The 15,977-nt window shown below is 45.3% G+C and carries 13 protein-coding genes; 11 read left to right on the top strand and 2 right to left on the bottom strand.

Annotated features, from left to right (window positions below; genetic code table 11):
- The first annotated feature begins 611 nt into the window (after positions 1–611).
- From tatC to VM802_RS06670, 10 genes are all read left to right on the top strand, one after another.
- A complete protein-coding gene (tatC, locus tag VM802_RS06715; protein ID WP_325529050.1) occupies positions 612–1,475 on the top strand; it encodes a twin-arginine translocase subunit TatC in 864 nt (287 codons plus the stop codon).
- A gap of 34 nt (positions 1,476–1,509) precedes the next feature.
- A complete protein-coding gene (gene rpiB, locus VM802_RS06710; RefSeq protein ID WP_325529049.1) occupies positions 1,510–1,968 on the top strand; it encodes a ribose 5-phosphate isomerase B in 459 nt (152 codons plus the stop codon).
- A gap of 99 nt (positions 1,969–2,067) precedes the next feature.
- On the top strand, positions 2,068–3,588 hold the full coding sequence (locus tag VM802_RS06705) for a M28 family peptidase (protein WP_325529048.1): 1,521 nt from the start codon (positions 2,068–2,070) through the stop codon (positions 3,586–3,588).
- Positions 3,589–4,608: 1,020 nt separating this feature from the next.
- On the top strand, positions 4,609–5,109 hold the full coding sequence (locus VM802_RS06700) for an RNA polymerase sigma factor (RefSeq protein ID WP_325529047.1): 501 nt from the start codon (positions 4,609–4,611) through the stop codon (positions 5,107–5,109).
- Positions 5,110–5,467: 358 nt separating this feature from the next.
- Positions 5,468–7,798, top strand: a complete 2,331-nt coding sequence (locus VM802_RS06695) for an ATP-dependent helicase (RefSeq protein WP_325529046.1) — start codon at positions 5,468–5,470, stop codon at positions 7,796–7,798.
- 59 nt (positions 7,799–7,857) lie between these two features.
- A complete protein-coding gene (locus tag VM802_RS06690; RefSeq protein ID WP_325529045.1) occupies positions 7,858–8,316 on the top strand; it encodes a regulatory protein RecX in 459 nt (152 codons plus the stop codon).
- A gap of 66 nt (positions 8,317–8,382) precedes the next feature.
- Positions 8,383–9,192, top strand: coding sequence for an amidohydrolase (locus VM802_RS06685; RefSeq protein ID WP_325529044.1), 810 nt, complete (start codon positions 8,383–8,385; stop codon positions 9,190–9,192).
- The gene (locus VM802_RS06680) at positions 9,192–9,590 is read left to right on the top strand and encodes a VOC family protein (protein WP_325529043.1); all 399 of its coding nucleotides are present in this window, start codon (positions 9,192–9,194) and stop codon (positions 9,588–9,590) included. Before VM802_RS06685 ends, VM802_RS06680 begins: the two co-directional genes overlap by 1 nt.
- A gap of 5 nt (positions 9,591–9,595) precedes the next feature.
- The gene (gene nagA / locus VM802_RS06675; protein ID WP_325529042.1) at positions 9,596–10,690 is read left to right on the top strand and encodes an N-acetylglucosamine-6-phosphate deacetylase; all 1,095 of its coding nucleotides are present in this window, start codon (positions 9,596–9,598) and stop codon (positions 10,688–10,690) included.
- A gap of 43 nt (positions 10,691–10,733) precedes the next feature.
- On the top strand, positions 10,734–12,413 hold the full coding sequence (locus VM802_RS06670; RefSeq protein ID WP_325529041.1) for an ArnT family glycosyltransferase: 1,680 nt from the start codon (positions 10,734–10,736) through the stop codon (positions 12,411–12,413).
- Between the two features lies 1 nt (position 12,414).
- On the opposite strand, the gene thiL is transcribed toward VM802_RS06670, so the two are convergent.
- Both thiL and VM802_RS06660 read right to left on the bottom strand, forming a co-directional pair.
- Complete coding sequence (gene thiL, locus VM802_RS06665; protein WP_325529040.1) at positions 12,415–13,449, bottom strand: thiamine-phosphate kinase; 1,035 nt, start codon at positions 13,447–13,449, stop codon at positions 12,415–12,417.
- Positions 13,450–13,460: 11 nt separating this feature from the next.
- Positions 13,461–14,231, bottom strand: a complete 771-nt coding sequence (locus tag VM802_RS06660) for an inositol monophosphatase family protein (RefSeq protein ID WP_325529039.1) — start codon at positions 14,229–14,231, stop codon at positions 13,461–13,463.
- Between the two features lie 179 nt (positions 14,232–14,410).
- Here VM802_RS06660 and VM802_RS06655 point away from each other — a divergent pair, with 179 nt between their 5' ends.
- A complete protein-coding gene (locus tag VM802_RS06655; protein WP_325529038.1) occupies positions 14,411–15,976 on the top strand; it encodes a GH3 family acyl-acid amido synthetase in 1,566 nt (521 codons plus the stop codon).
- Position 15,977 lies beyond the last annotated feature (1 nt).

Genomic DNA, 15,977 nt, shown 5'->3' with positions numbered 1-15,977 from the left:
AATTGCGCATACGATGTTTATATGATTTATTGTTTTTGTTAATGTTAGCTTAAAACGGGCACAATAACATCCTCTGCTAAAACGTTTTTAAAAAAGTAGTAGGAATTTAACACGGATTGTATACATTTGCCGTGGATGATGTAACACAATGATTTGATTTTTGTTAAAAGGTTGTAAAAAAAGTGTTCCAACATTGATAATAAAATAATTCTTGTTATTTTTGTATTACAAAATAAAAGCGACCAGTAATCTTACTTATTCTGAACGCTTGCCATCAATTAGGTAAGTAGTTTGACTGGAAGCCAAAGACATTCTCGAATTCAACTTTTTTGGGGTTAACAAACAATGGATGAAAGGCCGGCTCTTGATTCTTCTCGGGCTGGCTCTTTTTTTTGTTTCAACTCATCTGTACTCTTGCGGCTTTTATCTGGGCTGTTTCTCATTTTCAGCGATACTCTCTTTCTTCCGTCCGGAAAATTTTCTTTCTTAAATGGACATTAAAATCACTGTACTTTATCCATGTACGGCTGTAATTTGTTGTATTCAACAACTATATTTGTGATCCTGAAAGCAGGATCTGTTTAGAATTTCGTTCTACTATAACATAACACATGCTAAAGAAACTATTCGCCAATAATGACGACAAGGCAGAGATGTCTTTTTTCGATCACCTTGAGGACCTGCGGTGGCACCTGGTAAGGTCGGCATTTGCCCTTGTGGTATTCAGTGGATTTGGATTTGCCTATGGTGGATGGATCCTGGATAATGTTATTTTCGGGCCAACCAATGCTGATTTTCCGTCCTATATCGTTCTCTGTAAACTGGGCCACTGGCTGGGACTTAGCGAGAGTCTCTGTATCACTCCTGCAAAGATTCAGTTTCAGAATTTCAAAATGACGGGGCAGCTTATGCTGCAGTTCAAGCTGGCTTTTGTGATTGGTTTTATATGCGCATTTCCGTATATCTTTTGGGAATTCTGGAGATTTGTGAAGCCTGCTCTGAAAGAGAATGAGTTGAAAGGAGCCAGGGGGGCTATTTTTTGGGTGTCTTTCCAGTTCTTCCTGGGGATATGTTTTGCTTATTTCCTGATGGCACCCTTTACTATTAATTTCCTGGCATCTTATACAATTACAGACAAGGCGATCAACCAGTTTTTCATGGACGATTATTTTGATCTGATTACACAGATTGTACTGGGGCTGGGATTGCTGTTTGAATTACCTGTTCTGGTATTTTTCCTGACAAAACTGGGTGTTCTTACACCGGATTTTCTGCGTACTTACAGACGTCATGCGGTGGTGGTAATCCTGATCCTGGCTGCTATTATCACGCCGCCGGATCTCGTGGATCAGCTGATTGTATTCACGCCGTTATACCTTCTTTATGAAATCAGTATCTTTATATCCAAGAAGGCGTTACGTGACCGCGAAGAAAAGCAGCTGGCCAAAAAAGCAGAACCGGAAGAATGGTCGTGATGAATGAAAATTTTAACCTGTAAACACTACATCTATGCAACACAATACACTCGATACATCGCTCCCTATAGCTATCGGATCTGATCATGCAGGATTTGAGTATAAGGAGGAAATTATTTCCTACCTGGAGGCTAAAGGGTTGAAGGTAAAAGATTTCGGCACGCACTCAAAAGATTCAGTTGATTATCCGGATTACGCGCACCCGGTATCTTTTGCGGTAGAAAGAGGAGAAGCAGGATTTGGTGTATTGATATGCGGCAGCGCTAATGGGGTGGCTATTACGGCCAATAAACATCAGGGAATACGTGCAGCAATTTGCTGGGGAGAAGAACTGGCAAGACTGGCGCGCTCCCACAATAATGCAAATGTTCTCTGTGTTCCTGCACGTTTTGTGGATATGGCAGTTGCCAATCAGATGGTGGATGTTTTCCTGAGTACGCCATTCGAAGGTGGCCGTCATCAGAACCGGGTGACCAAAATGGTTTGCCTGTAAAGCGGTTTATTTTTCACCCGAACGGATACACGTTTTTTTCGTAATATTAAAGAGCCGGCTTAGACACCGGCTCTTTTTATTTGTATCAAATATATCGCTATGAAGCGTTTGCTTATTGCCCTTGCCGGTATGTTACTGACCTCTTGTGCTGGAGCACAGGTAAAACAGCCAACAGCTGTTGTTGAAAAATTTGCCGCTACCATTACACCAGCAGGTGTAAAAAAGCAGCTGGAAATTATTGCCGGTCGTGAAATGGAGGGCCGTGAAACGGCTACCCGTGGTCAGGAAAGGGCGGCGGCCTATATTATCAGTCAGTTCAAGGCAGCGGGGTTACAACCGGGGGGCAACGGCGGCTGGGAGCAATATTACCCGCTGTATACAGATAGTTTGCTGGGTAGCACCATTACCGCAGGGGATAAAGTATTCCGGTTTGGTGAGGATTTTTATGCTGATGTAAAGAGCAGCCGGAATGTGGATACTACGGTGCAGGAGGTGGTGTTTGCAGGATATGGTCTTGTAACGGATACCCGTAATGATTATGCGGGGCTTGATGTAAAGGGTAAGGTAGTTATCATCAGAGAAGGGGTGCCGACCGGGGTACCCAGAGATAAAGGATACTTGACAACCAAGCTGAAAACAGCTTCTGCACTGGGCGTACAGTCGCTCTTGATAGTAAGTGCTATGGCCGACAAGTATAGAATGCTGGATCAGCACCAGATCCGTAAAACCGGTATTTATACACTGAAAGACACTACCCGTAATATCAATGTTTATTTCATCATGCCGGCGATAGCTGCCGCCATATATGGCGGCGTGCAGAGCGATAGCCTCACAGAGGTGATGAGTAAGGGAAATGAGCTGTATGCATCGGTGCGTAATAAACTGAGTCTTTCTTTCAGGAAGAAGGAGATCAACATGCAGCCATCCAATGTACTGGGTTATCTTGAAGGGACAGATAAGAAAGATGAAGTGGTATTTATTACCGCGCATTATGACCATCTGGGAACGATTAAAGACCAGATCTACTATGGCGCTGATGATGACGGTTCCGGCACATCCGCTGTGATTGAGCTGGCTGCTGCTTTTGGCCGCGCAAAGAAAGCTGGTAACAGCCCCAGGAGAAGCATTGTTTTCATGACGGTTTCCGGAGAAGAGAAAGGATTGCTGGGCTCAGCCTATTATACATCACATCCTGTGTATCCATTGGAAAAAACAGTTGCGGACCTGAATATTGATATGATTGGGCGCATTGATCCTGCACATGAGAAAGACACGAACTATGTTTATATTATTGGCGACAACAAGCTCAGCTCTGAGCTACGTCCTATCAATGAAAAGGCCAATGCGATGCATGCCAGGCTGAAGCTGGATTACAAGTACAATGACCCTAATGATCCACAGGGCTTCTATTACAGGTCTGATCATTATATGTTTGCCCAGCACAACATTCCTATTATTTTTTATTTCAACGGCACACATGCAGACTATCATAAACCTACTGATACCGTTGAGAAAATCAATTTCCCGTTGCTGGCCCGCAGAGCAAGGCTGGTGTTTTTCACTGCCTGGGAAATTGCCAACCGCGAAGGCCGGTTGGTAGTTGACCGACACGAGCGGTAATATCGTCTGCGTATAGTCTCTTCTGTTAGACAGGAATGCCCGGGAGGGGCTTTTGAAAAAGGTTTTGTTTATTTTAACAAAATTTTATAAATTGTGTATGTGGGTGTGACCTTATCCTAAATATATATATATATCAATAATTATATGTGAAACAGGATGTTATCGTTATTGCTGTAATGCAATCCGGTGAGATCTATCTCGAGAGTCAAGGCTGCCCCATTAGATGTTTTTAGAAACCTGTTGTTATTTGTTGTTCGATCGATATCCAGGGTATCTGGCGGTGTATAAGAGCAGGCCGTTGTGACTGGAAAGCTTGTACCCCGCTTATTGGTAACCATATAAAATTACCATTATGAAAATACCTATCACCTTATTCGTTTTGACCCCTTACCCTACATAACGGAGAGAGTGTGTATCTACCTGTTGAAGAGTTATATATAGCGGTATTATTACCGGTAAGCTGAGAAGGTGTTCTATGAAATTTTTACGGAAACATATTACCTGGTTGTGCGCGATTTTTTCACCATATCTGAGAGTTGTTCAACGAACGAAAAATTGGTCGGTGTAGTTTATGAAGTGGACATGTAAACCCTGAAGAATTTGTTAAATGGAAATCCTGGCTGGTTGGCACGAGATACGGTATCCTTACTTTATGTATTTAATCGCTGTGGAATAGCACAATTATATAGACGGCCCTAATGGCTGTATTGGCCTGACGGACCGGTGTCTTTGTTACTTCCTGCGTTGGCGTTCATTCCTGGTTGATTACAGATCTGGTTATTGTCATTCAAATTTCCCCATATGCTGTATTTACTAACTAAAAACAATTCACAATGATAGTCGAGACACTTGTGTAAGGCACCTGTATCGTCTTTCAGGGTGTTGATACCGCCCTGGCAGTTCTTGTATAGGTGCCTGCAACGGAGCCGCATGAGCCGGCATCCGCTTACTATTTGAAGTTTTCTCTCAAAAAAAGATTGTCAGCCGTAGTCAATTCTCAAAAGCTTAAAGTTAACCGTTATGTCATCCACCGAATTTAATAATCTGCTGCTAGGAAACGCTGATTTCCTGCGCCCATATGCAGTTACACTGACCAAGGACTCTGAGTCTGCCAAAGACCTCTACCAGGAAACCTTGTTCAGGGCTTTATCCAATCGTGACAAATACCTCGCAGGGACTAATATCCGTGCATGGTTGTATACAATCATGCGTAATATTTTCATTAATAATTACCGTCGTGGTAACCGTCAGTACAAACTGATCGACAATGCAGTGGGTGATTTCCTGCTGAGCCATCAACCCTCAGCCATTGGCAATTTTGCTGAAGCAGACCTGCGTGTGAAGGATGTACAGATGGCAATCTATAATCTGCCGGTTATCTTTAAACAGCCGTTCCTGCTGTATTTTGAAGGATATAAATATTATGAGATCGCTGCTATCCTGAATGAACCACTCGGTACTGTAAAGAGCCGTATTCATTTTGCCAGGAAGATGCTGAAAACAAGGATCACCAGGCATTGACAATTTTTTGCTTAACCCGGGCCTGCAAATTCAGGACAAACCATTAAAGACAGCTGCTGTTTCTATGAACACCCGGATGAATACCCCGGAGTAAGCTGGATTATTGTGCGCGAATGTATCACTGTATTATCTGCAATAACCCGGCAGATAGTCGGCCAATACCTGTTGTACCTATATTTGCGGGCTCTGGTTAGCCCGGTTGCTACTGTAAACGGCTACAATCCTTTGTTCTTCTGCTTTTTCAGCTGCATGGTTAACCATTTTATTTTTTATCACGGTTTTAAACGGGTGGTGTGGAAAGCGTAATTCGTAATTCGTAATTTCATTTCGTACTTTTACACCCTACAAAAATGTCGTGATGAAGGCAAACTATTTAGATGAACTTAACGAACAGCAAAGGGAAGCGGTTATACATATCAATGGCCCCCTGATGATTGTTGCAGGCGCCGGTTCGGGAAAAACAAAAGTACTTACTACCCGCATTGCCCATCTTATGCGGAATGGTGTAGATGCCTTTAACATCCTGTCGCTTACATTTACCAACAAAGCGGCCCGCGAAATGAAAGAACGTGTGGAGAAAATACTGGTCAGCAATGAAGCCCGTAATCTCTACATCGGTACTTTCCACTCTGTGTTTGCCCGGTTGCTGCGCGCTGAAGCCCATAGGCTTGGTTATCCGAATGATTTCACCATCTACGATACTGATGATGCCAGAAGCGTGCTGAAAACCATCATTAACGAACTAAATCTGGATGATAAACACTATAAACCCAGCTTCGTATACAACCGCATATCTGCTGCCAAAAACAGCCTGATGAGCCCTGAGCAATATCAGCATGACCATTACGTGCAGCAGGAAGATATGCGGGCTAACAGGCCACTGATTGGCAAGATTTACGATATGTACGCCAAACGCTGTTTTAAAAACGGCGCTATGGACTTCGATGATCTGCTCTTCAAAATGTATCAGCTTCTGAAGAGTTTCCCCGAAGTATTACACAAGTATCAGCATAAGTTCAAATATATCATGATCGATGAGTACCAGGATACCAACCCTGCACAGTACGAGATCATCAAACTGCTGGGCGCTGTTCATGAAAATATTTGTGTGGTTGGTGATGATGCACAGAGTATCTACTCTTTCCGTGGCGCCACCATCCAGAATATCCTCCAGTTTGAGAAGGATTATGATGATGTGAAAGTGGTAAAACTGGAACAGAACTACCGCAGTACCAAGTCTATCCTGAATGTGGCCAATGAGGTGATTGCACATAATACCGGACAGATAGAGAAAGACCTTTGGACTGACAACATGGAAGGCGACACCATCAAGCTGGTGCGAACCATGACCGATAATGAAGAAGGTAAATTTGTGGCAGACACCATTGCAGAGCAAAAGCTCCGCAATCATTTTGAGAACCGCGATTTTGCCATCCTTTACCGAACCAATGCGCAGAGCCGTTCTTTCGAGGAAAGCCTGCGTCGCAAAGGTATTGCTTACCGTATCTATGGGGGCCTGTCGTTCTACCAGCGTAAAGAGATCAAGGACTTTGTAGCCTATCTCCGCGTTGTTATGAATACAAGGGATGAAGAAAGCCTGAAAAGGATCATCAATTATCCGGTGCGTGGCATTGGTAAAACCACTATCGAAAAGACTATTGTGTTTAGCAATGAACACAATATCACTATGTGGGAAGTTTTGGAACGTGCGCGGGAGTTTGGTTTCAAGGGAGGCACGCTTGAAGCTATAGAAGGGTTTGTAATGATGATACGCAGCTTCCAGGCATCGCTGGACAAGCACAATGCCTACGACGTTGCTGTAATGGTAGGAAAATCCACCAACATTGTAAAAGAACTCTTCAACGATAAAACTACAGAGGGTCTTGCCCGTTACGAAAACGTGCAGGAGCTGTTGAACTCCATCAAAGAATTTACGGAAACACCTGATGAGGAAGGAGAGTTGCTGGATAAGAGCATGGGTTCTTATCTGCAACAGATTACGCTGCTGACCGATGCAGATCAGGGGAATAATGAAGACAGTGATGTTGTGAAACTGATGACTATCCACGCTGCTAAGGGGCTGGAGTTTCCGGTGGTATTCACAGTAGGTTTGGAAGAAACGCTGTTTCCAAGTGGAATGTCTATCAACACACGTGAGGAGCTGGAAGAGGAGAGACGTCTTTTCTATGTAGCCATTACCCGTGCAAAGGCGAAACTGTGGCTCACACACGCCAACAGCCGTTACCGCTTCGGTAACCTGGTACAGAATGAGCCGAGCCGCTTCCTGGAAGAAATGCCGGAGAAATTTATTGACCGAAGCTATGCCGGTGGAGGCAGTGTACGCAACGCTTTCGGCGGAGGAAACACCTCCGGTTGGGGCAATGGCGGCAATATGTTCGACAGGTTGCAGAAGAAAGCGCCTGCACAGCAATCCCAGCCTGCATCCAAGCCAGTGGCCAGGCCTACATCCGCAGCGAGTACACATGTACCCACTCCTGGCTTTACACCTGATGATCCAGCCACAATGGAGCCGGGTATGGAGGTGGAACACCAGAAGTTTGGTTTTGGCACTATCACTGCTATGGAGGGCGCGACTAATAATCGTATTGCTACGGTGGTATTCCCCAAAGGCGGCGGTGAAAAGAAGATCATGCTCAATTACGCTAAGCTGAGGATCGTCAACAAATAAATTCAGACCAGGTGCGCAGGCATGTTGTCAGCGTGCCGGTAATAAACGCTGAAAGCTGTATGCAGCAAGCTATAGAACAGCTCCGCAGGTATTGTGCCTACCAGGAACGTTGTCACCAGGAAGTGAAATACAAAGCCCTGGAAATAGGCATGCGCGGAGCGGAAGTGGATGAAGCCATCGCCACCCTTATTGCCGATAATTTCCTGAATGAAGAAAGATATGCGAAAGCCTTTGCCGGGGGGAAGTTTCGGATAAAACAGTGGGGAAGGAAGAAGATTGAGTCGGAACTGAAACAAAAGCAGGTATCGGCTTACTGCATCCGGAAAGGGCTGGCAGAAATAGATCCGGATGACTATGAGGCAGCGTTGAAAAAGCAGGCAGAGAAGAAATACCAGTCGCTGAAAGGTGACACTGTTATGAAGCGGCGGTATAAAACAATGCAATACCTGTTACAGCGAGGCTTTGAATCGGATCTGATCAACCAGGCGCTTGAACAGATTGTAAATAATGAGGACTGAAGGGCATATAATTTAAAAAGTTTCTAACCTCAGGGGTAGTAAATTTGTAAGAATAATAACCTAGTAATGTCAGACCTAAAAGTAACATTGATCCAGTCCCGTTTATACTGGGAAGATATAGCAGCCAACCTGCAGATGTTTGATGAAAAGATCAACAACATCGGAGAGCGGACCGAAGTAGTGTTTTTACCCGAGATGTTCAGTACCGGTTTCAGTATGCAACCGGAACGTCTTGCCGAAACAATGGACGGCAGTGCTGTACAATGGATGAAGAAAAAAGCCGCTGAGAAAAATATTATACTTACCGGAAGCCTGATCATAGAAGAGAACGGCCATTACCTGAACCGCCTTATCTGGATGTTGCCTAACGGGACCTACGGCACATACGACAAACGTCATCTCTTTGGTTATGCCGGAGAACATGAGCATTATGAGCCGGGCAACAAACGGCTGATCGCTCAGGTGAAGGGTTGGAAGATCAATCTGAATATCTGCTACGATATGCGTTTCCCGGTATGGGCGCGCAACACCATACAATCCGAAACCGGCGCACCTGCATACGACGTGCTGGTATACGTTGCCAACTGGCCGGAGAGGCGTAGTACAGCCTGGAAAACGCTGCTACAGGCAAGGGCTATCGAAAACCAGTGTTATGCTATCGGCGTTAACCGTGTGGGAGACGATGGCAACAATATCTATCATAGCGGCGACACCAGCCTGATCGATCCGATGGGAGAGATCATTTACCGCAAATCACATGATGAGGATATATTTACATATACTCTTAAACGTGATCACCTGGATGAGATAAGGAAAAACATACCTTTCCTCAAAGACGCCGATCATTTTACCATTCTCGAAAATCAAACTGTCTGATGTTATTACATGCAGTTCATCATATCGCCGTAATCTGCTCTGATTACGCGCGTAGTAAGGCTTTTTATACTGATGTACTGCAGCTGCGGATTATCCGGGAAGTGTATCGTGAAGAGCGTGATTCCTGGAAGCTTGACCTGGCATTAGGAGATCAGTACATCATCGAGTTGTTTTCTTTCCCAGATCCGCCGCCAAGGGTAAGCCGCCCGGAAGCCTGCGGACTGCGGCACCTGGCCTTCAGTGTAACAGATATTGAAGCTGCCGTGACCGTGCTGAACAATAGAGGAATAACTACAGAAATGATACGTATTGATCCGCATACCGGGCAGCGTTTTACTTTTTTTGCTGACCCTGACGGGTTACCTTTAGAGTTGTACGAAGTTCGACCAGTAAAATAATAACCATGCCCACTGCGTATGTAAACGGCCTGATCTTCACTGGAAGCAGGACGCTGAAAGACCATGCTGTTATAACAGATAACGGAATCATCACTGCTGTTGTACCCGTTGCTGAAGCAGATCCTTCTTTTAAGAGAACAGACCTTGCAGGCGCCCTGCTTGCCCCGGCTTTCGTAGATCTACAGATCTATGGCGGAAATGGAAAGGTTTTCTCCCTGTATCCTTCCGTTGAATCACTTACCGCTACTTATGAATACAGCAGGGCGGGCGGCGCTGCGCATATTATACCAACAGTGGCTACCCATTCGCCTGAGATCATGTTGGAGGCCATGAAGGCTGTAAGAGAATATTGGCAGGCGGGCGGCAAAGGTATACTGGGATTGCATCTGGAAGGACCGTTTATCAACCCGGTAAAGAAGGGTGCGCACCTAACGCAGTATATCAGAAGGCCCCGGCAGGAAGATATTGACTGGATACTCAACAACGGCCGCGATGTGGTAAAGATTATGACCCTGGCGCCGGAATGTTGTGACCCTGCTTTGGTGAGACAGTTACGGGATGCTGGTATCACTGTGTTTGCCGGCCACAGCAACGCCACTTACGGAGAGGCCTATACGTCATTTGAAAATGGTATCCATCATGCTACACATCTGTTCAATGCGATGTCACAGCTGGAGAGCCGTGCGCCCGGTCTGGTGGGGGCCATATATGACCATCCGGAAGTACAGGCCAGCATTGTAGCGGATGGCTTTCATGTGGACTTCGCTACTATTGGCATTAGCAAGAAAATTATGAAAGAACGTTTATTCCTGATCACCGATGCAATTGAGGAAAACAGGGAAGGAGACTATATCTATATACGTGCAGATGGTAGGTTTGTGAGCGCCACTGGCGTGCTGTCTGGTTCCTGCCTGACGATGCTGCAGGCAGTACGCAACTGTGTGGAGAAAGTGAATATTCCAATGGAGGAAGCGTTAAGAATGGCATCTCTGTATCCCGCAAAGGCCATGCAGCTTGATGATAAGTTGGGGCGTATTGCTCCGGGTGCGCTGGCGGCCTTTGTCGCGATAACGCCTCAGTGGAACCTCTCTGTTTACTGACAATAAGCGCTATCTTCGCAGGATTAAATCATTATTAGTCCGCATGGATGCTATAACGCGCTTTTTTACACGATCACAGTACAAAAACCTCTTCTTTTTATCCTGGTTGCTCCTGGGCCTTTTCCAGGCAGGCTTTTCAGAACTTTGGGACGATGAGGCTTACTACTGGGTATATTCCCGTCACATGGACTGGGGATATTTCGATCATCCACCCATGATTGCCCTGCTGATAAAGACCGGTTACAGTATCTTCCATAATGAACTCGGCGTAAGGTTGCTGATTGTGATAGTGAATACCCTCACCATCTGGGCTACAGCCAAGCTGATTGCATCCCGCGACAACATACTCTTTTACCTCATTATTGGCGCGATGGGCGCCATGCAGATAGGAGGCATCCTGGCCGTGCCGGATATTCCGTTGATATTTTTTGCTGCGCTGTATTTTTGGGCTTACCGCAATTTCCTGGAAAAGCAAAGCTGGCGAAGCACGTTGTTGCTGGGCGTTTCCATGGCGTTGATGTTTTACAGCAAGTACCACGGCATATTGCTGGTGGCGTTTACGGTGTTGTCGAACCTGAACCTACTGCGTGTATTCAAATTCTATGTGGCGTGTATCATCACTACCGTTCTTTTCTTTCCACATATCTACTGGCAGTATACACACGGTTTCCCATCACTGCAATACCATCTTATAGAGCGTAATGCCACCTCTTATGACATCACTTATACGCTTGATTACCTGGGTGGACAACTGCTGTTGTTTGGTCCGCTGATGGGATGGCTGTTATTGTATTACGCTTTCCGCTGTCCAGTGCAGAATGCATTTGAGCGTGCGCTTAAATTCAGTCTTGCGGGTGTACTGATATTTTTCCTGGTGAGTACCTTCAAAGGCAGGGTAGAAGCTAACTGGACGGTGATGGTATTTGCACCTACAGTGATCCTGGCTCACCATACTATTGTAAGAAAGGGCTGGTCAAGGAAACTGTTGCTTTATTCATTGCCAGTGACCCTGCTGCTGGTGGTGGTTACAAGGGTATATATGATCTGGGATTTTATGCCTGGCGTGGAGGTGCGTCCCGAAATACATCATAACAAGGAATGGGTGTCGCAGGTGGCAGCCCGCGCAGAAGGGCGTCCGGTGGTATTCCTGAACAGCTATCAATTGCCATCCAAGTATATGTTTTACAGCGGGCAGCTGTCTTACAGTCTTAACAGCCGTTATTCACGCCGCAGTCAGTATAATTTCTGGAATACGGAGACCCAGTTGTGGAACAAACCGGTAATGCTGGTATTTGAGCCGGGAGCCGGGATTCCAATTACAGATAGTATTAAAACAATAAGAGGAACCTGGGATTATCACATCGAGCCTGATTATCATTCTTACTCACTTATACAGTTGAAACCTGCGTTGCAAAAGATCACTGCACATCCTGGTGAAGCGGTGAATGTATTCCTGCAGCCATATAACGGCTACCGGCAGCCTATTCCGATTGATCGTGAACGTGAGGCAGTGCTGGGTTATGGCTTCACACAGAAAGATGAATATCTGCAGCCTGTAAGATCTGAGATGACATTGGAAAGGGCTGTTTTACGCCGGTTGATCAACCTTCAGGTGATTATGCCAGACAAGCCCGGCGAATATCAGCTGAAGTTCTGCATATTTGCAGGAGATCTTCCACCTACGCATAACAGCCCTGTAGTAAAGGTAACAGTGAAGAAATAACTTACTGCTGGAATGCATTCCAGCCCTGTGCTACCAGTTTGAATTTATTTCCACCTTTGGTAAGGATGTGCGCTCCTTCAGTAATATCGGTCATGTAGCCGATCACACTGATCTGTTCATTCAACACGATCTTATCGTAGTCCTGTTGTTTCATGGTGAAGAGCAGTTCATAATCTTCACCGCCGCTGAGGGCGCAGGCAGTAGGATCGAGGCCGAACTTCAGTGCCATTTCACGACTTTCCTGAGCAATAGGAATTTTGTCTTCATACAGCACTACGCCCAGATTACTTTGTTTGGCAACATGCAGTATTTCAGAACTGAGGCCATCACTTACATCCATCATGGCTGTAGGGATGATCTCCTGTTCCTGTAAGAACTCTATGATGTCTTTACGTGCTTCTGGTTTAAGCTGGCGGCCGATGATATAGGTCTGGTCTTCGAGATCAGGTGTCAGGGAAGGATTTTCGAGGAAGATTTTCTTTTCCCTTTCCAGCAGTGTGAGTCCAAGATATGCAGCGCCAAGATCTCCTGTAACGCAGAGCAAGTCGCCTTTCTGGGCAGTGGATCTTCTTACGAACTGGTCTGGTGTTACTTCGCCGATGGCAGTAACACTAATGACGAATCCTTTCTGAGAGTTACTGGTATCGCCGCCAATAAGGTCAACTCCATACTTTTCGCAGGCAGCGTATACACCTTCGTAAAATTCGTTGAGGGCTTCTACAGACACACGATTGGAAAATGCCACACTCATGGTAATCTGGGTGGGGGTGGCATTCATGGCGTAGATGTCTGAAATGTTTACTACTACAGATTTGTAACCGAGATGTTTCAGTGGGGTGTACATCAGGTCGAAGTGAATGCCTTCTACCAGCATATCTGTGCTGATCACTGTCTGTTTGCCGAAATGATCTATTACGGCTGCATCATCACCTACGCCCAGTACTGTGCTGGCATTCTGTATTTCTATATTCCTGGTGAGGTATTCGATCAGGCCGAATTCTCCCATGTCTTTTATTTCAGTTCTTTCCTGATCCATTTTTTAAGTACTTATTTACCATTAATAAGATGCTGTAAACCGCTGTGGATATGGCCATTAGTAGCCAGTATCTGCTTCTGGTAGAGCGAATATTTATTACCGGAGAAATCGGTGATCTTTCCGCCTGCTTCTTCCACCATGAGGTAGCCGGCAGCGGCATCCCAGGGTTGCAGGTGATGTTCCCAGAAACCATCGAAGCGGCCGCAGGCCACCCAGCAAAGGTCTATGGCTGCTGATCCCAGGCGGCGCACCGGAATGCCTTCCCTGATCACATATTGCAGTACCTGCAGGGGATCATTGAGTCCGTCTTCCCATTTATAGGGAAAACCTGTCACGAGGCAGGATTGTTCCACATTATGTTTGGAAGAAACATGGATAGGTTTATCGTTCAGGGTAGCGCCTTTGCCTTTTTCCGCAACAAACAACTCATTCATGAAAGGGTTGTAAACGGCTCCCAGCACAACTTCTCCGTCTTTTTCCACTCCTATTGATACGCAACAGATGGGAATACCGTTAGCAAAATTCACCGTGCCATCTATGGGATCAATGATCCATTTGATATTGGAAGCGGTTCTGATTTCTCCCACCTCTTCACTCAGAATGAAATGATCAGGATAAGTTTCATGAATAACGTTGATAATAGCGGATTCAGACTTCTTATCTGCTTCGGTTACCAGGTCGTTCAATGTGCTCTTACTGCTCACTTCAAAAGTGCCGTTGAAATATTGTTGCAGTATTTTTCCGCCGGCTTCAGTAGCTTTGAGTAAAGTTGTTTTTAACATGCCGCAAAGGTAATACGAATTGAGCATTACTGCTTGCGAATTATAACCTACATGTAGCATTGTTTTTGCATGTATACATTATTTGTTTTCAAAATATAATTTGTAATTCGCCACGATATAGCTGCTAGTAATCAATATTCCACTTATTTTTGCAGTTCAATTAAAGAGAGGGAAAATTAATGGCCATTATAGGTAATCTGATTTCCAGGTCGCTACGTATCAGGAAGCAGTTCACGTTTAAGTTAGGGACACCTCGCCAATACCAGCTGCAGGTGCTGCACCGTTTGCTGGAGAAGGCTAAGGACACTGAGTTTGGTCGTCATTATGGATTCCAGGAGATGCTGGATAGCCCTAACTTTCTGGCGCAATACAGGGAAAGAGTGCCTGTGCATAACTATAGTAAAATGCACCAGGAGTGGTGGTATCGTTGCCTGGAAGGAGAAGCTAATGTGAGCTGGCCGGAGAAAATCAAATATTTCGCTTTAAGTTCCGGTACATCTGAATCTGCCAGCAAGCATATCCCTGTAACGAGGGCAATGCTGAAGACCGTGAAGAAAGTAGGCGTAAAGCAGCTTTACTCCATGGTCAATTTTAATATTCCTCCCAAATCCTTTACCAAAGGGATTCTCATGTTGGGAGGGACTACTTCCCTGTTCGAAAAAGGCGACTATTACGAGGGTGATATGAGCGGTATTCAAGCTAAGAATATCCCCAGGTGGTTCCGCCGTTTTTATAAGCCGGGTGGTAACATCTCCCGTAAACCCAACTGGGAACAGCGTATCAAGCTGATTGTGCGCAAAGCTCCTCAATGGGATGTAGGCACTGTGTGCGGTGTACCTGCATGGGTACAGATCGTATTTGAGGAGATCATCAAATACCACGGTGTTAAAAACATTCATGAGATATGGCCTAACCTGGCTATCTATATTCATGGTGGCGTATCCTTCGAGCCTTATCGCGAGAGCTTCCAGAAGCTGCTTGGCAAACCTGTCAATTTCATTGAGACCTATATGGCCTCTGAAGGCTCATTCGGTTTCCAGGCGCGTCCCGGTGTAAGGGGCATCAAGCTGGTGCTGAATGCCGGTATATTCTTCGAATTCATTCCTTTTAATGAGGAGAATTTTGATGCTGATGGCGAAGTAAAGCCTAACCCCAAATCGTACATGATCAATGAAGTGGTGGAAGATGTGGAATATGCTGTAATGCTGTCTACCTGTGCTGGTGCATGGCGTTATCTGATCGGCGATGTGGTGAAATTCACTTCTGTAAAAGAACACGAAATTGTGATTGTGGGTCGTACCAAACAATTCCTCAGCCTCGCGGGGGAACATATGAGCATCGACAACATGAACAAGGCTATTGATAATGTACAGAAAAAACTGGGCATCACTGTTAAAGAGTTTACTGTTGCCGGTTTTTCTTATGAAAATCTGTTCGCACACCGCTGGTACATTGGTACAGACAACCTGAATGCAGATAAGGAAAAGATCCGCGAGATCATTGACCAGACGCTTGCTGAGGTAAATGATGACTACGCTGTTGAAAGAACTTCCGCACTGAAAGAAGTGTTCGTGGAAGTGCTGTCCAACGACCTGTTCATCGAATACCTGCGTTGCAAAGGTAAAGAAGGTGCTATGAACAAGTTTCCCAGAGTAATGAAAGGAGAAAAACTAAAGGACTGGGAAAAATTTCTGGAAGGAAAAACCGTTAAGAATCAGGAACATCCAGTGACCAGGAATATATAAG

The organism is Chitinophaga sp. (assembly GCF_035538455.1).
Classification (GTDB): domain Bacteria; phylum Bacteroidota; class Bacteroidia; order Chitinophagales; family Chitinophagaceae; genus Chitinophaga.
Note: the sequence above shows the minus strand (reverse complement) of the source record. Positions and strands in the feature narration are given on the sequence as shown.

Bases quoted from the DNA above. Each gene is read 5' to 3' on its own strand.
- VM802_RS06680 (WP_325529043.1), top strand. From the start codon at position 9,192: ATGTTATTACATGCAGTTCATCATATCGCCGTAATCTGCTCTGATTAC.
- thiL (WP_325529040.1), bottom strand. From the start codon at position 13,449: ATGGATCAGGAAAGAACTGAAATAAAAGACATGGGAGAATTCGGCCTG.
- VM802_RS06705 (WP_325529048.1), top strand. From the start codon at position 2,068: ATGAAGCGTTTGCTTATTGCCCTTGCCGGTATGTTACTGACCTCTTGT.
- tatC (WP_325529050.1), top strand. From the start codon at position 612: ATGCTAAAGAAACTATTCGCCAATAATGACGACAAGGCAGAGATGTCT.
- VM802_RS06660 (WP_325529039.1), bottom strand. From the start codon at position 14,231: ATGTTAAAAACAACTTTACTCAAAGCTACTGAAGCCGGCGGAAAAATA.
- VM802_RS06670 (WP_325529041.1), top strand. From the start codon at position 10,734: ATGGATGCTATAACGCGCTTTTTTACACGATCACAGTACAAAAACCTC.
- VM802_RS06695 (WP_325529046.1), top strand. From the start codon at position 5,468: ATGAAGGCAAACTATTTAGATGAACTTAACGAACAGCAAAGGGAAGCG.
- VM802_RS06655 (WP_325529038.1), top strand. From the start codon at position 14,411: ATGGCCATTATAGGTAATCTGATTTCCAGGTCGCTACGTATCAGGAAG.
- VM802_RS06700 (WP_325529047.1), top strand. From the start codon at position 4,609: ATGTCATCCACCGAATTTAATAATCTGCTGCTAGGAAACGCTGATTTC.
- rpiB (WP_325529049.1), top strand. From the start codon at position 1,510: ATGCAACACAATACACTCGATACATCGCTCCCTATAGCTATCGGATCT.
- VM802_RS06685 (WP_325529044.1), top strand. From the start codon at position 8,383: ATGTCAGACCTAAAAGTAACATTGATCCAGTCCCGTTTATACTGGGAA.
- nagA (WP_325529042.1), top strand. From the start codon at position 9,596: ATGCCCACTGCGTATGTAAACGGCCTGATCTTCACTGGAAGCAGGACG.
- VM802_RS06690 (WP_325529045.1), top strand. From the start codon at position 7,858: ATGCAGCAAGCTATAGAACAGCTCCGCAGGTATTGTGCCTACCAGGAA.